The following is a 16981-nucleotide window of genomic DNA, read 5'->3' on the forward strand; positions in this document are numbered from 1 at the left end:
GCACCTTCTAGCAGTAAATCAGCAAAAACCTTTGCACGCTCAGAACGCTCCCCGACCACAATGCGGGAAGGGTGTAAGTTATCCCACAGAGCACGGCCTTCACGTAAAAATTCAGGGGAGAAAATCACGTTGGTGTAACCAAACTCTTCACGTAAACGCTCAGTAAAGCCCACAGGAATGGTGGATTTCACAATAATCGTCGCTGCGGGGTTAATGTTATTCACGTCATGAATAACAGATTCAACCGATTGAGTATTGAAGTAATTGGTTTTTGGGTCGTAGTCTGTTGGCGTCGCCACTATCACATACTGCGCGCCCGTATAGGCTTCGTTTTTATCTTCTGTGGCACGGAAATTGAGCGTTTTCTCCGTTAAGAATTGCTCAATTTCAGCGTCAACAATCGGTGATTGATGATTGTTTAGCATTGCCACTTTTTCAGGGATGATATCGACTGCAACCACTTCGTGATTTTGTGACAGTAACATGGCGTTAGATAGGCCGACGTAGCCGGTCCCTGCGATTGCTATTTTCAAACTTGCCTCTCAATTTCTGCTACGGATGTATTATTTTATTGATGGTAATAAGAACGATACCAATCAACAAAGGCCTGAACACCCTGCTCAATAGACACTTGTGGACGATAACCTGTCACATTAAATAGGTCTTCAGTGTCTGCCCAAGTTGTGTAGACGTCCCCTGCTTGCATAGGTAAGAAGTTTTTAATGGCCTCTTTACCGAGCGCTTTTTCCAACGCTGAAATAAACTCAATCAATTTAACGGGCTGCCCATTACCAATATTATAAATACGGTATGGCGCACTACTTTCTGCCGGTGAGGCACCGTTATTGTGCGGGTCTGCTTGTGGAATTATATCCGAAATACGGATCACACCTTCGACAATATCATCAACAAAAGTGAAATCACGGCTGAGATTGCCGTTATTATAGACATCAATGGGCTCCCCCGCCAAAATAGCTTTAGTAAATTTAAATAAGGCCATATCTGGCCGGCCCCAAGGGCCATAAACGGTAAAGAAGCGCAGCCCTGTTGTAGGCAACTGGTATAGATGTGAGTAGGAGTGCGCCATCAATTCATTGGCTTTCTTCGTTGCTGCATACAATGAGATTGGATGATCGGTTGGCATATCGGTAGTAAATGGGGCCTTATCTGTCACGCCATACACGGAGCTAGAAGAAGCATACACAAGGTGTTTTACTTTGGCTTGGCGGCAACCTTCTAAAATAGCTAGGTGACCCGTTAAATTGCTATCTGCATAAGCAAATGGGTTTTCCAACGAATAACGAACCCCCGCTTGTGCCGCAAGGTGAATAACCCTATCGAATTGCTCTTGGGTACACAATACCCTGATGGTTTCGCGATCGGTTAGGTCAAGGTGAAGAAAACGAAATAGCGGAAATTGTTCTAATAAATGTAAGCGGGATTGTTTAAGGCCCTGATCATAGTAAGCATTAAGGTTATCAATACCGACGACCTCATGCCCACTTTCTAATAAACGCTGACATAGCCTAAAACCAATAAAGCCTGCACTTCCCGTGACCAAGTATTTCATATTCACCATCTTCTAGCATTAAACCATTTCCAAGCTCTAATTGAGCGTTTTGGTCATTTAAATAAACTGACCTGAATATAAGACACAAAAAGTCAAAAATGGTTTTATCGCTAACCGAATAATAAATAAAAAATTTTCCTTTTAAAGAAACGTTAAGGTTAGATAGGAAGAAAGGTAGACGATATAAAGATAAAATCAGTAGCAGGTATGGTTAGATACCTGCCACAACTTACTGATATTTAGTTGTTATCTACTTTATCTGCGGATTTTAAAGTGCGGTAAATATAATTACGATAGCTATCTAGTAGCTTCTGGTCTTCGCAATCATTCAATTTACCCTCACAAAGATGGCGCATCTTAATATTAGCCTCATAGAATGGCGAAACCTTTAAATTTGCGCGCTCCAATAGGATACCCCCTAAGAAGGAAATATCGGTTAATGGGCCTATTTCAATGTGTGTCCCTGATTTCAAATTATCACGTAACGTAAATTGAGTCAGGTAAGCTGGTGACGACAGAGGGGAATTATATTGATTTAAACTAATACCCGGCTGGTGATCACCAAAATACAAGAACATTAGTGGGCGGTCTCGCTTTTCAATAAAGCTAGCAAAGTCACGGATTGATGCATCTGAGGCAATAATTTTCTCCATATAGTGGCTAAATTCACCGGCAGCATCTGCCTGTTTAATTTTGTCTTTTATCCCGTAATCATCACTGTGGCTCTCTTTATAAGGCCCATGCTCATACATTGTTAAAGAGAAAATAAAAACAGGTTTGTCCGTTTCTTTTGCTAAAATTTCTTTGACATATTTCAGCATATCTTCCGTGCTGATTGTCCATAGATTATCTTGTAATTTACCTGGATAACCGAGTTCTTGTGGCTGGATAATTCTATCGACACCGAGGGTTTCATAAGCATGACCTGAATGGTAAGCCCCTTTATTAAACGGTGTTAAGACAACTGTATAATAGCCATTGGCTTTCATTTCTTTGAATAGGCTATTTTTTAAGTTATCGACAATAAAATAAAAAACACCGCTTTTTTGTGCACCAAAATCATCACTATTTAAACCTGTGAGCGCTGAGAACTCTGATAACCAAGTACCACCGCCAAAAGTCTGAACCCGCATTTGGCTAGATGCAGCAACACCCTCATCTCGCTGGAACATGAATAATTCAGGAAGTTTTGTCCCAGCAGGTAAATCATAAATATTTGGGTTAACCGTTGATTCTTGAAGTAATAAAACAATATCTGGCTTTTCTGAAGGCGTTGTATTTTCTAACGTTACCGTTGCCGCTTTCTCGATGAAATAATCCGCAGAACCTGCAAATTGCGGTGATTGATAACTCGAGTTTTTTGCAGACATGATAATATTTGTGACTGTCCCACGGCCCTTAGGTAAAGTTTGAGACCATCGATCATAATAATGGTCGCTTGTAAAACTCGCCCCAAAATAACCCGCAACAACTAAGATCAGCCCAACAATACGTGAAGTTAATGATTTAGATGATGACACTAGGCGCCAACTGATAACACCATTAACCACTAGCAAAATAACCAAGGCGACCAAGGCAACACCCGCTAACCAATAATGGCCCAAGGTGCCCATATTGGAGGTATCGGTCATGATGTTAATATCGGTGAAGAAAAGTTGTTCTTTGTAGTAATGAACTTTTAACTGGTTTAAAAATTTAATGATAATAAACAAGGTACTGGTAATAACCACTGAAAATAACCAGCGAGCTGTAAGCACCATTAAAACACCAAATAAGGCAGCATATACACTGATTGAAATCAGCGCAGGATAAATCACACTCCCTTTTTCAAACACTAAAAAAAGTGAGCCAATAAAAATTAATGCCAGATAAAAGCCTGCAAATAACTTTTTCTTCATCGGTTTTACCACAAGGTTAATATTGAAGGTTTGCTATGAAGCACTACTATAACGGACTAAAACACTCAGTTTATTCAACGAAAATCCCTTTATCACGCAAATAGTGCCCATCGCCTTTACGACGAGTAAAACCGCTTTTATCAAAAAACTCAAGAATTTGAATCGCAAGTTTTCGACCAATGCCCAATTGATTACGAAAATCCGCCGCAAAAATCACTTCATTTTCTAAGCAATAACGATGGATCTTCGCAGCAAAATAGCTAATTTGCTCATTGCTGTAATAACGGTCACGCACAATCGCGATAACTAACCCCATTTGTGCGGCTTTTTTAAGTACGCGCCGCATTGTCTCTTCCTCATAGCCACTTTCTAATGCGAGATCACGTACCCACCAAGCCTCATTACGAGAAAATAACGGGTAAATCTGCTGCCAAATTAATTGTTGCTCAGCGTCGAAAACCAACCCATGCTGAGGCATATGTAACCAACCGCGCGTTTGCTTAATGACCTTTTCATCAATAAGGTCATTAATCAGCTTAAACACTAACGCTTCACTCATAGAAGGGAGCGCCATGCGTTTTAATCGGGCTTTCCCAACCCCGATTTGGTCACTATGGACTTGGTTAAATTTCTCAAGGGTCTGTACTAAACGCTCTTTAGCCACTTGGGCTTTAAATGCTGACAGTACATTGTTACCGACACGCTCTGCATCTGTTTGCACCAATAAGCTTTCTACCGCTTCATGGGTTAATTGCCGCGCCCAGCTGTATTCCTGTAAATTAAGCTCCCCCTGAGGAAGTTGTAACTTAAAATGCGCAAGCTCATCGTGCTCTTTACACAGCTTTGATAACCAATCTAAAAACTCGGGAAGCCTTTTGCCACGACGCGGGGAGACTAAACGGATCACACGTGCCCCGCCTAATGTCTGGCGAGCACTTATATCACGGATAATCAGCCGGTCATTATCCACTAACCATAATGGAGTATCTAAAATTAACTCGGCAAGAATGGGGGTTTCCCCTTGCTCCACTAATAAAGATACGCGTCCGGTAATGTGACTTGCTCCATGATAAAGATGTACAGGTTGCCAATGCTTAATTAATGCGTCACATTCCAGCTCAACAATCACACGGTTTGCAATAAAGGCCGGTTGCTGAGACAACAGCCAATCACCTCGAGTGATGTCTTCTTTCGCAATATCACCGGATAGGTTCAATGCCACACGGTCACCCGCTTGCGCACAGTCTGAGGATTGATTTTGCCGATGGACCCCTCTGACTCTAACCGGTTTATCTGCACCAGTAACCCATAGTGAGTCCCCGACTTGTATTTTCCCTGCTAACGCAGTTCCCGTCACCACAATCCCAGCCCCTTTTACATGGAAAACTCGGTCAATGGCTAAACGAAAACGGCGCTGCAAATTTTCATGAGCGCCATTGAGTTGATGTAACTGTTGTAGATATAAACGTAGTGATTCAACACCACGCCCATCTTCGCTAGAGGTGATAAATAATTTAGCGTCAGGCCAACCTTGCCGTGCTAGCTCTGATTTAGCTTGTTGTATCACTTGTTCAATACGTGAATGGTCAACTCGGTCAGCCTTGGTAAGGATTAACGTGATATCTTGGCAGCCAGCGAGCCTTAAAATGGATAGATGCTCAAGTGTTTGAGCCATTACACCATCATCACATGCCACAACCAGTAGAGCATGGTTAATGCCGCCAACCCCAGCTAGCATGTTCGCTAAGAATTTTTCATGCCCTGGCACATCAATAAAGCCAATTGCACTACCATCCTGTTGCGGCCAATAGGCATAACCGAGGTCAATCGTCATCCCGCGTTTTTTTTCTTCGGGAAGGTGAGATGTATTTATACCTGTAATCAATTGAATTAATGATGTTTTACCATGGTCAACATGGCCAGCTGTCGCAAAAATCATGAAAGTAAAACCTGTAATAAAGCATGTTCATCATCAAGACAACGCAGGTCAAGCCACAGCTTGCCTTCTTTCATACGACCAATAACGGGTTGAGGTAGCCGCCGCCATTGGGAGGCAAGTTGTTCCAGCGTACTGCCTTTTCCATCTAATGGTGCAAAAGTCACCGCAAAACTCGGTAACCGGTCAATAGGTAGCGAGCCGCTTCCTATTTGCGATAAGCAAGACTCAACTTCCACAATAAACTTGTCACCGTAAAAAGCTTGCAGTGCTACTAAGATATTTTCTGCGCTCCTTTGGATCACTTCTGGCTCACGGGTTAGCCATCGCACGGTCGGTAACTCAGTAACTAGTTTTTCAGGGGTTAAATAGAGTTTTAGGGTAGCTTCAAGCGCAGCTAACACCATTTTATCAACGCGCAGTGCGCGTTTTAACGGGTGCTTTTGGATTGCCTCAATCCATTTTTTCTTCCCTAAGATAATCCCTGCTTGTGGCCCACCAAGAAGCTTATCACCGGAAATAGAAACTAAATCAACACCTTGAGCAAGATAGGTTTGAGGCATTGGCTCAGCGGGTAACCCCAAGGTTGTCATATCAATCATGGAGCCACTGCCTAAGTCAATCGCCGTCGGTAACTGGTATTTTTTGCCCAGTTCCGCTAATTCATCTCCCTCTACCTCAGCAGTAAACCCTTCGATGCTATAGTTACTGGTATGCACCTTCATTAACAATGCAGTTTGCTCATTAATTGCATTTTCATAATCACGTAAGTGAGTACGGTTTGTTGTGCCCACCTCAACCAGTTGGCAACCGGCCTGTGCCATCACATCTGGTACGCGAAAAGCCCCGCCAATCTCGACGAGTTCACCACGAGAAACAATGACTTGCTGACCATTCGCGACTGTTGCCAATAATAACAAAACTGCCGCTGCGTTATTATTAACAATGCATGCATCCTCTGCCCCTGTTAATTCACAGAGTAAATCCGCAATCGCGCGGTCTCTGTGACCACGCATGGCGCCATCAAGAGAATATTCTAATGTAACTGGCGAATTCATCACTTGGCTAACTGCATTAATCGCCGAGGTTGGCATTACTGCTCGACCTAAATTGGTATGCAGTACCGTCCCCGTTAGATTAAAGACGCTTTTTAACGCACTTTGCCCTAATGTTTGGTGGCGGACGGATAGTTCTTTTAGCCAATCATCGTGCCAAGCAGGTAATTTTCCAAACTGTGAAATACAAGTTCGGGCTTGTTCTTGCATTTCACGTAAGCATGCTGTTACCCAATGCAATCCTGATTGCTCGACCAATACTTGTACTTCATCAAGCTGCAATAATTTATCGATTGCAGGAAGTTGGCGATATAAAACAGAATTTGATTCAGCCATAGTTACGATTCTCTGTTTGTTACCGCTTATTTTTCACCAGGGAATAAGAACGGGTTAATACTGCTACGTGCAAAACCTTCTTCTTCCATACGTGCATCCAAAATAATTGATGCTAAATCATCAGCAACTGCTTCGACTTTAGCTTCTTTCTCTTGGTAAAGGATCTTCAGATAACTTCCACAATCACCACAACTTTCCGCTTTAATGGCTGCGTTTTCGTCATCCAGTGACCAATAATTCAGTTGGCCTGTTTGCTCACAATTGCTGCATTTCACACGCACCATGTGCCATTCGGTTTCACATAAATTACAGTGTAAATAACGCAGCCCCTGCGAAGTCCCAATTTGTACAATGCTTGATACAGGCATGCTATTGCATACTGGGCAGAAATGACGGTGGTCACCATGTTCCGCACGCGCTTTACCGGGGATATTTGCAGCCATTTGCGCCCAATACACAGATAGAGCAGCCCAAATAAACATGGATTTTTCCGCAGGGACTTTCTCAAACTCCTCATTTAATAACGCGGTCGCCATTGCCTCTAATTCAGTTTCGGATGCTTTATCTAAGTTTTCTAATGCTGGGCGAACTGATTCAGGGACAATTGGCATTAACTCAGCGATAATAGCGGTCAATAATTTGTGCCAATGTGTTGTACGTGGGAAGGTTTTTGCATCTAAGGGGGAGTTGTTTGTATTAATTGAACGCTCAAGAATAGGCGCCATATCCACGTCTAATGGATTATCATGTTGTGCATTATGTTGTGCAGTAGCAACTTCAGCTGCAAAATTCAGATAATCTGCAAAGGGATGCTCACCAATACCGAGTTCTTTCAACCGCTCAGCACGGCGTTGATATAAACTTTTTAGGTTAGGAAATAGAACCGGAGGAATAAAACCAATTCCTTTTTCTTTCAATCTTTCTTGCCCTAACTCTTCTTTAGGAACGATACGAATACCCATTGCGTTCTCTCTTTTCTATTTTTTTATAACGACAATCCCCGAGAAATGGCTGACCATTTTCCCGAAGCGTCTTTGCTCATCATATTTTATATCCGCGAAAGCGGTGCTCTAATACTCAGGATAAAACAAAAGTAGCGTTGAGGCTACTCTGGCCCTCGAATTATCTATGATATAACCCCGTAGTAGATCAAGGTAAATGTAAATCAGGATGATGGTTGTTTTATTTGATATAAATAAATTGTTATCTCTAGGATAAAAATTCTGGAGTTGTGGTTTGGAGTGTTTATAACTGCAAGCTTATGATGTAAACAGCCTTCTATTTGCAACAGAAATTGGTATTTTGTCCTTATTTCAAGATGTTTTTTTATTGCTGTTGTTCAATCAGAACGAAATAAAAACATAAATATAATTAATATCTATTGTATCTTTTAGATAAAGATAAATATAAAAAGCACTTATGGTCAATAAATACGCGACCAAATACTATTCGGTCGCGTATTAATAAAATAACAATTTTGCTTCCTTAGAGGTATAACAGCCCCTTTGGTACAATCAAAATACCAAATAAAAAGCAAATATCATTAATAACCAGTTAGTCTTTAGATTTTCAGTAACTCAGGGTAATACATACGTTTAATTGCTAGCTCTAAACCTCTAACCTCCGCTAGACCTTTTAGACGCCCTATGGCGGAATAACCCGGGTTAGTCACTTTCTTCAAATCATCCAAAATTTGGTGACCATGATCTGGTCTCATTGGAATTGGTGCAAGCCCCGCAGCATGGCGTTTTTGTTCAACCGCTAAAATGGCTTTGACCACTTCAAACATATCGACATCGCCTGCAATATGATTTCCTTCATGGAAAGTATTTGGGTTGTTTTCTCTCACCGTTGAACGTAAATGTGTGAAATGAATACGATCACCAAATTCATTAATCATTTTTACTAGGTCGTTATCGGCTCGCACACCATAAGAACCTGTGCACATAGTAAACCCATTATGAATGCTATCGCAGCTTTGCTTAATAAACCGCATATCTTCAATGGTAGAAACAATACGTGGTAGGCCTAAAATTGGGCGTGGAGGGTCATCAGGGTGAATAGCTAAAACCACATTTTCTTCTTCACACACAGGAACGATTTTCTGCAAGAAATAACGTAAGTTCTCACGTAACTGATTTTCATCAATATTATTATACAGCGCCAAGCGCTCACGGAATTGGTCTAATGTATAACCTTCTTCTGCGCCCGGTAACCCTGCAATGATGGTTTTAATCAGGTTTTCGATATCATCAGATGACATATTGGCATAATACTCAGCCGCTTCTTTAACTTCTTGTTCTGAATAACTCGCCGCCGCATTTTTACGTTTTAAAATATGAATTTCAAACGCAGCAAAGGCAATATTGTCGAACCGTAACGCTTTGGAGCCATCAGGTAGCGTATAAGCAAGGTCAGTACGCGTCCAATCTAGAATTGGCATAAAATTATAGCAAATGGTCTTAATACCACAGGATGCTAAATTACGGATACTTTGCTGGTAATTTTGAATATAGAAATCAAAATTACCTTGTTGAGTTTTAATATCTTCGTGAATAGGAATACTTTCCACGACAGACCAAACTAACCCAGCATCTTCAATGATAGATTTACGCTTTAAAATCTCCTCAACACTCCAAACTTCACCGTTAGGAATATGATGGAGCGCAGAGACGATTCCCGTCACCTCTGCTTGCCTAGCATCACTTAAAGAAACAGGGTCATTAGGACCGTACCAACGCCACGTATGCTCCATGAGTACTTCTCCTGCGATTATTCAAAAATAGTCTGATAAGGAATTGTTTCAAATAAGTAACCATCAAAATTGGGGTCATCAAAATCAGAAAGCTGCATTAGCGTATTTTTGACATTTTCTAAATGCTGCCACATCTCTTTTTTAGCCAATTCAGGATCACGTTTTTGTAGTGCATTTAAAATATTTTCATGATCAATCAACCACTTCTTCCGGTAAGTCGTATTGTCGATATGCTCATGTAGCTTATCCCACATAGGGCTTTGTAACCGCACAGCCCAGATATCATCAATAATCTTCGCCATCATGTCATTCTTGCTTGCGCGAGCAATTAACACGTGGAACTTATGATCATTAGCATCGTCACTTTCATTATTTGCGACTTTGATTCGCTCATCTTCTAATAATGCGCGGATCTCTTGAATATCGGCTTTTGTTGCTGATAAAGCAGCACATGCTGCTATCGCACTTTCAATCACTTGGCGCGCTTGCAGTATTTCAAAAGGGCCATGGTCTAAGCTTTTGACTTCATCAATTAATAGGTCTGGGTGATTGATGACATAAACACCAGAACCTTTCTTGATAGAAACCAATTTTTCAATTTCCAACATGATGAGTGCTTCACGTACCAATGAGCGACTAACATCATATTTTTTAGCGATCTCACGCTCTGGCATTAAACGACTTCCTATCGGATATTCACCAGATGCAATGAGCTCTTTTAACTGCTGACCTAGGTATTGGTACGAGCGGTATTGAGTTTTCATATATATGTACAACGCGTTGTCGAATTAAATTTAGTTCTTCCATTGTAGATTATCGTCCCTCACCACAATGGTCAACCAATTTATCCACTATTTCTGCAAAATTAGTTAACCAATTTGTGATCAGATTCACTTATTGTCGTCTTTTTAGTCATTGTTTTTTAATTTATCGATTGATAGAGTGAAAAAAAGAAAATTTGGTTAACCAATAAATAAACCAGTTTGAGTGTGAAGGGGTAATTTGGTTGATCAGTTGGTTAACAAGTAATAGGGATTTAGGCCAAAATGAAAATCATAAAAGCAGAAGTCTTTGTATGTAGCCCCGGTCGTAATTTTGTCACATTAAAAATTACTACTGATGAAGGCATATATGGACTCGGTGATGCCACCCTTAACGGGAGAGAACTCTCAGTGGCATCCTATCTTCAAGATCACCTCTGTCCTCAGTTGATAGGCCGTGACCCACATAAAATCGAAGATATTTATCAATTCTTCTATAAGGGAGCCTATTGGCGCAGAGGCCCAGTTACGATGTCCGCCATTTCTGCGATTGATATGGCACTGTGGGATATTAAAGGCAAAATTGCCAACCTTCCAGTTTATCAATTACTCGGTGGAGCTTCTCGTGAAGGGGTGATGGTTTATTGCCACACAACAGGCACCGATATTGCCGAAACACTAGATAACTACGCGAAATATAAAGAAAAAGGTTTTAAAGCGATCCGTGTGCAGTGCGGCATACCAGGAATGGCAACCACCTATGGGCAGAGCAAAGGAAAAAACCTTGCTTATGAACCTGCCACAAAAGGCCATCACCCTGAAGAGCAATTTTGGTCAACCGAAAAATACCTCGATTTTATGCCCAAACTGTTTGAAGCCGTACGCGACAAATATGGCTTCAATGAACACCTTTTACACGATATGCACCATCGCTTGACCCCTATTGAAGCAGCTCGCTTCGGTAAAAGTATTGAAGATTATCGATTATTTTGGATGGAAGACCCAACACCAGCGGAAAACCAAGCTTGTTTTAGATTAATTCGTCAACATACCGTCACCCCAATCGCTGTAGGTGAAGTTTTTAATAGCATTTGGGATTGTAAACAATTGATTGAAGAGCAACTCATCGATTATATCCGCACCACAATCACGCATGCTGGAGGGATCACGGGTATGCGCCGGATTGCAGATTTCGCTTCTCTTTACCAAGTCAGAACAGGTTCTCATGGTCCATCTGACCTATCCCCAATTTGCCATGCTGCCGCCTTACACTTTGATCTATGGGTACCAAATTTCGGCGTTCAAGAGTTTATGGGCTACTCCGAAGAAATGTTATCCGTATTTACGACCAACTGGACGTTCAATGATGGTTATATGCACCCAAGTGATAAGCCCGGTTTAGGTATCGATTTTGATGAAAAACTGGCAGCGAAATACCCGTACAACCCAGCTTATCTTCCAGTTGCTCGTCTCGAAGACGGCACGTTGTGGAACTGGTAATTTTTATTTTATTCGGAGTCAAATATGAAAGCTGTAAAATCGGTAGTAATTAAAGAACCTAATACATTATTGATTGAAGAGCGTTCAGTTCCTGAGCCAACTGAAAATCAAGTACAAATAAAAGTTCGCTTAGCCGGTATTTGTGGTTCTGACAGCCATATCTACCGTGGCCATAACCCATTTGCAAAATATCCACGCGTGATTGGCCATGAATTTTTCGGTGTCATTGAAAAAGTCGGTTCCAGCGTAGACAGTAAACGCATTGGTGAACGAGTCTCTATCGACCCTGTTCTCAGTTGTGGTCATTGCTACCCATGTTCAATTGGTAAACCAAATGTTTGCGAGACACTAGAAGTATTAGGCGTTCATACTGATGGCGGGTTCACTGAATATGTTAATGTCCCTGCGGCAAACGCTTATACCATTCCCGATTCAATCAGCGATGAATGTGCCGTTACCGTTGAACCATACTCTATTGCCGCCAACGTGACTTCGCATGTTCACCCAACTCAAGATGATGTCGCATTAGTCTATGGTGCGGGTACGATTGGGTTAACCTGCGCACAGGTTCTTAAAGGAGTTTATCAGGTCAAAACCTTAATTGTGGTTGACCGCGTGACTGAACGTTTAGCAAGAGCAAAAGATTGTGGTGCTGATATTATCATTGATAATTCACAAACCCCACTGCCGGAGCAACTCAAAGCACTGGGGCTCCGTCCAACGTTAGTACTTGATGCAGCTTGCCATCCCGCTATCTTACAAGAAGCCATCTTGATTGCTTCCCCCGCGGCAAGAGTTTCTATTATGGGCTTTTCAAGTGAAGCAAGTGCCGTTACACAGCAAAGTATTACCAGCAAAGAGATTTCATTATTTTCTTCGCGTCTGAATGCCAAAAAATTCCAAGAAGTAATTAGCTGGATAGAATCTAAAAAAATTGACCCAACAAAAATCTTAACCCATCAGTTCCCATTCACTGAGGCGCAAGAGGCAATATTAACCTTTGAAAAAGACCAGAAGACCTGCTGTAAAATTCTTTTAACCTTTTAATTTAATTAAAAAAACTAAATCCGATTTTGGATACTACTCTACGTGATTAATAGGATAATAATATGAATACTCAGTCAATTGACCCATCAGGGAAAGTGGAACGCAGCTCTGGCGATCTGACCAAAGCTGCAGTTTCAGGCTGGCTAGGAACCGCTCTGGAGTTTATGGATTTCCAGCTTTACTCGTTAGGCGCAGCACTTGTTTTCCATGAAATATTTTTCCCTGAACAATCCGCTTCAATGGCATTAATTCTTGCTATGGGAACTTACGGTGCCGGATATGTCGCACGTATTGTTGGTGCGATTTTCTTTGGTCAAATGGGCGACCGAATCGGCCGTAAAAAAGTACTCTTTATCACCATCACCATGATGGGGGTGTGTACTACATTAATCGGGGTATTACCAACCTACGCACAGGTAGGTATCCTCGCACCGCTGTTATTAGTTCTCTTGCGAATTATTCAAGGCTTAGGGGCAGGCGCTGAAATTTCGGGTGCAGGCACCATGCTGGCAGAATATGCACCAAAAGGCCATCGTGGTATTGTGGCCTCATTAGTAGGTCTGGGAACAAACTGTGGCACATTAAGCGCAACTGCTATTTGGGCTGTTATGTTCTTCTGGTTAGATAAGTCAGACTTACTGGCTTGGGGCTGGCGTGTACCTTTCTTGGCAAGCTTCGTGGTAATGCTGTTTGCAGTATGGTTACGACTGAATCTGAAAGAAAGCCCTGTATTTGAGAAAGTGCAAAATACGGAAGAACAAGAAGCCAAAGTCGCAGTACAAGCACCACCGAAAGAAAGTTTCTTTGCCATGTTTAAATCTAAAGCATTTTGGTTAGCGACTGGCATTCGTTTTGGCCAAGCAGGTAACTCTGGGTTAATTCAAACTTTCTTAGCAGGATATTTAGTTCAAAGCCTATTGTTTGATAAGAGTATTCCAACTGATGCAATCATGATCAGCTCCGTTGTCGGTTTCCTAACTATTCCTGTAATTGGTCTGATATCAGATAAATTTGGTCGTCGTATTCCTTATATTATTCTTAGCTTATCTGCCATGTTGCTCGCCTATCCGATGTTATCTGTCATCGTCGATGGCGCGAACAGCGTTAGCTTAATTACCATCTGTATTATTATCGTTCATAACTGTTCAGTACTCGGATTATTTGCCTTAGAAAATATTACGATGGCTGAAATGTTCAACTCACGTAACCGTTTTACTGGTATGGCTGTAGCCAAAGAAATTGGTGGCTTAATTGCCTCTGGCTTAGGCCCAGTTCTAGCAGGCATTTTCTGTAGCATCACAGGAAGCTGGTGGCCAATTGCAATCATGATCATCATTTACTCTGCCATTTCATTAATCAGTGCCATTATCATGCCTGAAGTGAAAGATCGTGATTTAACCAGCACGTTGGATGCGGTTGAAGAGGCTGAACAACAAAAAGGTAAAGTGAAATATGCAACTGTCAACCAATAACCTAAACCAATTACCCGCCACAATCAAAGTACCAAGCTATGATAGGGAGCAGGTAAAGGTAAAAATGCTTCACTTAGGTTTCGGCGCGTTCCATCGCGCCCACCAAGCCATCTTTGCGGATATTTTAGCTACGGAGCAGCAGAGTGATTGGGGTTTTTGTGAGGTCAATTTAGTCGGTGGGGAACAACAAATTGAAGATTTACTCGCTCAAGACTGCCTTTATAACGTAGTTGAAATGCAAGGTGATAATTGGCAAACCCGTACTGTCGGTGTGGTAAGAGAAGCATTACACCCAACCATTCACGGAATTGATGCCGTTATCAATCGCATGTTAGACCCTAATATTGCCATCGTTTCCATGACGGTTACTGAAAAAGGTTATTGTTATGTGCCCGCGACAAGCTCGATTGATTTTGCGAACCCCGCTATTGCGCATGATTTAGCCTCACCAAACACCCCTAAATCACTGCCGGGTCTGATTGTTGAAGCCTTAAAACGCCGCAAGGCACTGGGTATTGCACCATTTACAGTCATGTCCTGTGACAATATGCCTGAAAATGGCCATATTACGAAAAATGTCATTTTAGCGATGGCTGCAAAACAGGATATTGCATTGGCCAATTGGATTGAAGCCAATGTCACCTTTCCATCCACCATGGTGGATAGAATTGTGCCTGCCATGACACCAGACACCGCAGAAAAAATTCAATCCCAACTAGGCCCTGTCGTTGACAAAGTCGCCATTGCCTGTGAGCCATTTCGCCAGTGGGTGATTGAAGACAATTTTGTCGCGGGTCGCCCTGAGTGGGAAAAAGCGGGCGCTCAGTTAGTCACAGATGTCGTTCCATTTGAAGAAATGAAGCTGCGCATGTTAAATGGTAGCCACTCATTCCTTGCTTATTTAGGTTATTTGGCTGGTTACCAATATATTAATGAATGCATGCAGGATAGTGCTTATGAAAAAGCAGCTTATCACCTGATGGTCAATGAGCAAGCACCAACGTTATCCATCAAAAATGTGGATTTACCCCCCTATGCTAATGCCCTGATTGAACGTTTTAAAAATACGGGGTTGAAACATCGTACTTGGCAAATCGCTATGGATGGAACATTGAAATTATCTCAACGTTTACTCGATTCTATCCAAATTCATCTGAAAAACGGCCAATCATTTGATTATTTAGCCTTAGCTGTTGCGGGATGGATGCGTTATGTCAGCGGAAAAGATGATCATGACGTAGAAATTCAAGTCAGCGACCCACAGGCTGTAAAGTTGGCAGAGCTCGTTGCAAACAGTACTGATGATGAAAGCCGTGTTCGCACACTACTTTCTCTTAACAGTTTGTTTACCGAAGAACTGGTTAATAATTCGTTATTTACTGAAAAGGTGACTGCATTCTACCTTTCACTACGTGATAACGGTGCCAAGAAAACTGTTGAAGCTCTCAACCACCAGCACGACTTATAATAACATTTTAGTAGGCGGGACTTCCCCCGCCTCTTTCACCCACATCAATCCGAATCTATTGGTAGCTGTTTATTTTCTTTCGAAAACTGGCGACCAGAGAAAAATATCAAACATAACGGGATTAATGTAGCAAACAATGCATATTCCCTTGCATAATCAGCGAGTAATACCATGAGAAATGCCCCACCAGCAAAACCCAAGAGCGTCAGAAAATAACAATAACTTTTATACAATGCGTTTTTTCTGGCTTTACCTTTAAATGCGATAGACTCTGCTAAAGAACTAAAACCTAGCTGTACATTTAAGGTGACTGCAATATTCCCGTATAACATGCCATTAATTTTGTGGAATGCATTACCCTGCATACCTGCAATAAAAGACAAAGCCCAAACGGCATGAAACCCCTTAGATTGGATATTGAATAAAAAAATATACGCGATCAGCAGCAATAAAAGGGCTATTTCAAGTGACAGTAAAGTGAATGTCCATGTTTTCTCATCGGTATTATAGCGATAACGGATCAATGCCAGTAACATAGCTCCCGCACCAAATGAGAAAATAGAAATAACATAAGGCGTCACCGCAGCCAGACCGTTTTCAGCAAATTGATAACCTAGCATGATGATATTGCCCGACTGAAACGTCGCAAATGATTTCGTTGTGAAAAAGGCATAGCCATCCAACATCCCTGAGGCAATCGCTAATAAAAATGCAATAGTGGGTAATTGCATAAACGGGTCATGTATTCAATCCGGTGATTAACCTGTAATATAGGGTAATTTATCGGAGAATATTCATGGCTAAAGTCGATGTAAGGTGCCCATTTTGTCAACAAACGCTCCCAGTGAAAAAACATGGATTAGGTAGCACTGGTCATCAACGTTATCGTTGCCAAGATTGCTGCCGAAGCTTCCAACTCGATTATAAATATCGTGCTTGCCAACCCGGAACTAAAGATAAAATTATCGACCTCACGATGAATAATGCCGGTATTCGTGATACTGCTAGGGCCCTTCATATCAGCATTAATGCGGTTGTTCGTACTTTAAAAAACTCTCGCCGAAGCAGGTAACGTCTTTACCGCTTGATAATTTGCACATTGAACTCCTTTGTGAAGTCGATGAACAGTGGTCTTTTGTGGCTAATAAGAAACAACAACGCTGGCTTTGGTATGCCTGGGAAC

Annotated in this window: 12 protein-coding genes and 2 pseudogenes; 5 read left to right on the forward strand and 9 right to left on the reverse strand. The window is 41.7% G+C overall.

Going from position 1 to position 16981, the window contains the following annotated elements:
* The 8 genes and pseudogenes from ACIPUA_RS06650 to ACIPUA_RS06685 all read right to left on the reverse strand — a co-directional run.
* Positions 1 to 533: pseudogene (locus tag ACIPUA_RS06650) on the reverse strand (UDP-glucose 6-dehydrogenase); the annotation flags it as partial.
* Between the two features lie 35 nt (positions 534 to 568).
* Positions 569 to 1570, reverse strand: a complete 1002-nt coding sequence (locus ACIPUA_RS06655; RefSeq protein WP_042846752.1) for an NAD-dependent epimerase — start codon at positions 1568 to 1570, stop codon at positions 569 to 571.
* A gap of 239 nt (positions 1571 to 1809) precedes the next feature.
* Positions 1810 to 3468 (reverse strand): LTA synthase family protein, encoded by a 1659-nt coding sequence (locus ACIPUA_RS06660; RefSeq protein ID WP_129467246.1) that lies wholly within the window; start codon positions 3466 to 3468, stop codon positions 1810 to 1812.
* A gap of 70 nt (positions 3469 to 3538) precedes the next feature.
* The gene (gene selB / locus ACIPUA_RS06665; RefSeq protein WP_048605678.1) at positions 3539 to 5407 is read right to left on the reverse strand and encodes a selenocysteine-specific translation elongation factor; all 1869 of its coding nucleotides are present in this window, start codon (positions 5405 to 5407) and stop codon (positions 3539 to 3541) included.
* Positions 5404 to 6795, reverse strand: a complete 1392-nt coding sequence (gene selA, locus ACIPUA_RS06670; RefSeq protein ID WP_449059457.1) for an L-seryl-tRNA(Sec) selenium transferase — start codon at positions 6793 to 6795, stop codon at positions 5404 to 5406. The genes selB and selA overlap by 4 nt, the downstream gene beginning before the upstream one ends.
* Before the next feature lie 26 nt (positions 6796 to 6821).
* The gene (gene fdhE / locus ACIPUA_RS06675; RefSeq protein ID WP_048605675.1) at positions 6822 to 7757 is read right to left on the reverse strand and encodes a formate dehydrogenase accessory protein FdhE; all 936 of its coding nucleotides are present in this window, start codon (positions 7755 to 7757) and stop codon (positions 6822 to 6824) included.
* Positions 7758 to 8356: 599 nt separating this feature from the next.
* A complete protein-coding gene (uxuA, locus tag ACIPUA_RS06680) occupies positions 8357 to 9550 on the reverse strand; it encodes a mannonate dehydratase (RefSeq protein ID WP_042846757.1) in 1194 nt (397 codons plus the stop codon).
* A 17-nt stretch (positions 9551 to 9567) separates the two neighbouring features.
* Complete coding sequence (locus ACIPUA_RS06685) at positions 9568 to 10314, reverse strand: FCD domain-containing protein (RefSeq protein WP_004906196.1); 747 nt, start codon at positions 10312 to 10314, stop codon at positions 9568 to 9570.
* A gap of 282 nt (positions 10315 to 10596) precedes the next feature.
* Here ACIPUA_RS06685 and manD point away from each other — a divergent pair, with 282 nt between their 5' ends.
* The 4 genes from manD (at position 10597) to ACIPUA_RS06705 (ending at position 15798) form a co-directional block, all read left to right on the forward strand.
* Positions 10597 to 11811, forward strand: a complete 1215-nt coding sequence (gene manD, locus ACIPUA_RS06690) for a D-mannonate dehydratase ManD (protein WP_004906197.1) — start codon at positions 10597 to 10599, stop codon at positions 11809 to 11811.
* Between the two features lie 24 nt (positions 11812 to 11835).
* Positions 11836 to 12858 carry a Zn-dependent oxidoreductase gene (locus ACIPUA_RS06695; RefSeq protein WP_181468902.1) on the forward strand — a complete coding sequence of 341 codons (1023 nt, stop codon included), beginning with the start codon at positions 11836 to 11838 and terminating at the stop codon, positions 12856 to 12858.
* A 62-nt stretch (positions 12859 to 12920) separates the two neighbouring features.
* Positions 12921 to 14330 carry an MFS transporter gene (locus ACIPUA_RS06700; protein WP_449059458.1) on the forward strand — a complete coding sequence of 470 codons (1410 nt, stop codon included), beginning with the start codon at positions 12921 to 12923 and terminating at the stop codon, positions 14328 to 14330.
* On the forward strand, positions 14311 to 15798 hold the full coding sequence (locus ACIPUA_RS06705; protein ID WP_449059459.1) for a mannitol dehydrogenase family protein: 1488 nt from the start codon (positions 14311 to 14313) through the stop codon (positions 15796 to 15798). Before ACIPUA_RS06700 ends, ACIPUA_RS06705 begins: the two co-directional genes overlap by 20 nt.
* 44 nt (positions 15799 to 15842) lie before the next feature.
* On the opposite strand, the gene ACIPUA_RS06710 is transcribed toward ACIPUA_RS06705, so the two are convergent.
* Positions 15843 to 16529 (reverse strand): YoaK family protein, encoded by a 687-nt coding sequence (locus tag ACIPUA_RS06710; RefSeq protein WP_449059460.1) that lies wholly within the window; start codon positions 16527 to 16529, stop codon positions 15843 to 15845.
* A gap of 65 nt (positions 16530 to 16594) precedes the next feature.
* Here ACIPUA_RS06710 and ACIPUA_RS06715 point away from each other — a divergent pair.
* Positions 16595 to 16981: pseudogene (locus ACIPUA_RS06715) on the forward strand (IS1 family transposase); the annotation flags it as partial.

The organism is Providencia sp. AGC89 (assembly GCF_053543535.1).

Excerpts from the sequence above, each read along its gene's own strand:
- ACIPUA_RS06655 (WP_042846752.1), bottom strand. The coding sequence starts at position 1,570 with ATGAAATACTTGGTCACGGGAAGTGCAGGCTTTATTGGTTTTAGGCTA.
- ACIPUA_RS06660 (WP_129467246.1), bottom strand. The coding sequence starts at position 3,468 with ATGAAGAAAAAGTTATTTGCAGGCTTTTATCTGGCATTAATTTTTATT.
- selB (WP_048605678.1), bottom strand. The coding sequence starts at position 5,407 with ATGATTTTTGCGACAGCTGGCCATGTTGACCATGGTAAAACATCATTA.
- selA (WP_449059457.1), bottom strand. The coding sequence starts at position 6,795 with ATGGCTGAATCAAATTCTGTTTTATATCGCCAACTTCCTGCAATCGAT.
- fdhE (WP_048605675.1), bottom strand. The coding sequence starts at position 7,757 with ATGGGTATTCGTATCGTTCCTAAAGAAGAGTTAGGGCAAGAAAGATTG.
- uxuA (WP_042846757.1), bottom strand. The coding sequence starts at position 9,550 with ATGGAGCATACGTGGCGTTGGTACGGTCCTAATGACCCTGTTTCTTTA.
- ACIPUA_RS06685 (WP_004906196.1), bottom strand. The coding sequence starts at position 10,314 with ATGAAAACTCAATACCGCTCGTACCAATACCTAGGTCAGCAGTTAAAA.
- manD (WP_004906197.1), top strand. The coding sequence starts at position 10,597 with ATGAAAATCATAAAAGCAGAAGTCTTTGTATGTAGCCCCGGTCGTAAT.
- ACIPUA_RS06695 (WP_181468902.1), top strand. The coding sequence starts at position 11,836 with ATGAAAGCTGTAAAATCGGTAGTAATTAAAGAACCTAATACATTATTG.
- ACIPUA_RS06700 (WP_449059458.1), top strand. The coding sequence starts at position 12,921 with ATGAATACTCAGTCAATTGACCCATCAGGGAAAGTGGAACGCAGCTCT.
- ACIPUA_RS06705 (WP_449059459.1), top strand. The coding sequence starts at position 14,311 with ATGCAACTGTCAACCAATAACCTAAACCAATTACCCGCCACAATCAAA.
- ACIPUA_RS06710 (WP_449059460.1), bottom strand. The coding sequence starts at position 16,529 with ATGCAATTACCCACTATTGCATTTTTATTAGCGATTGCCTCAGGGATG.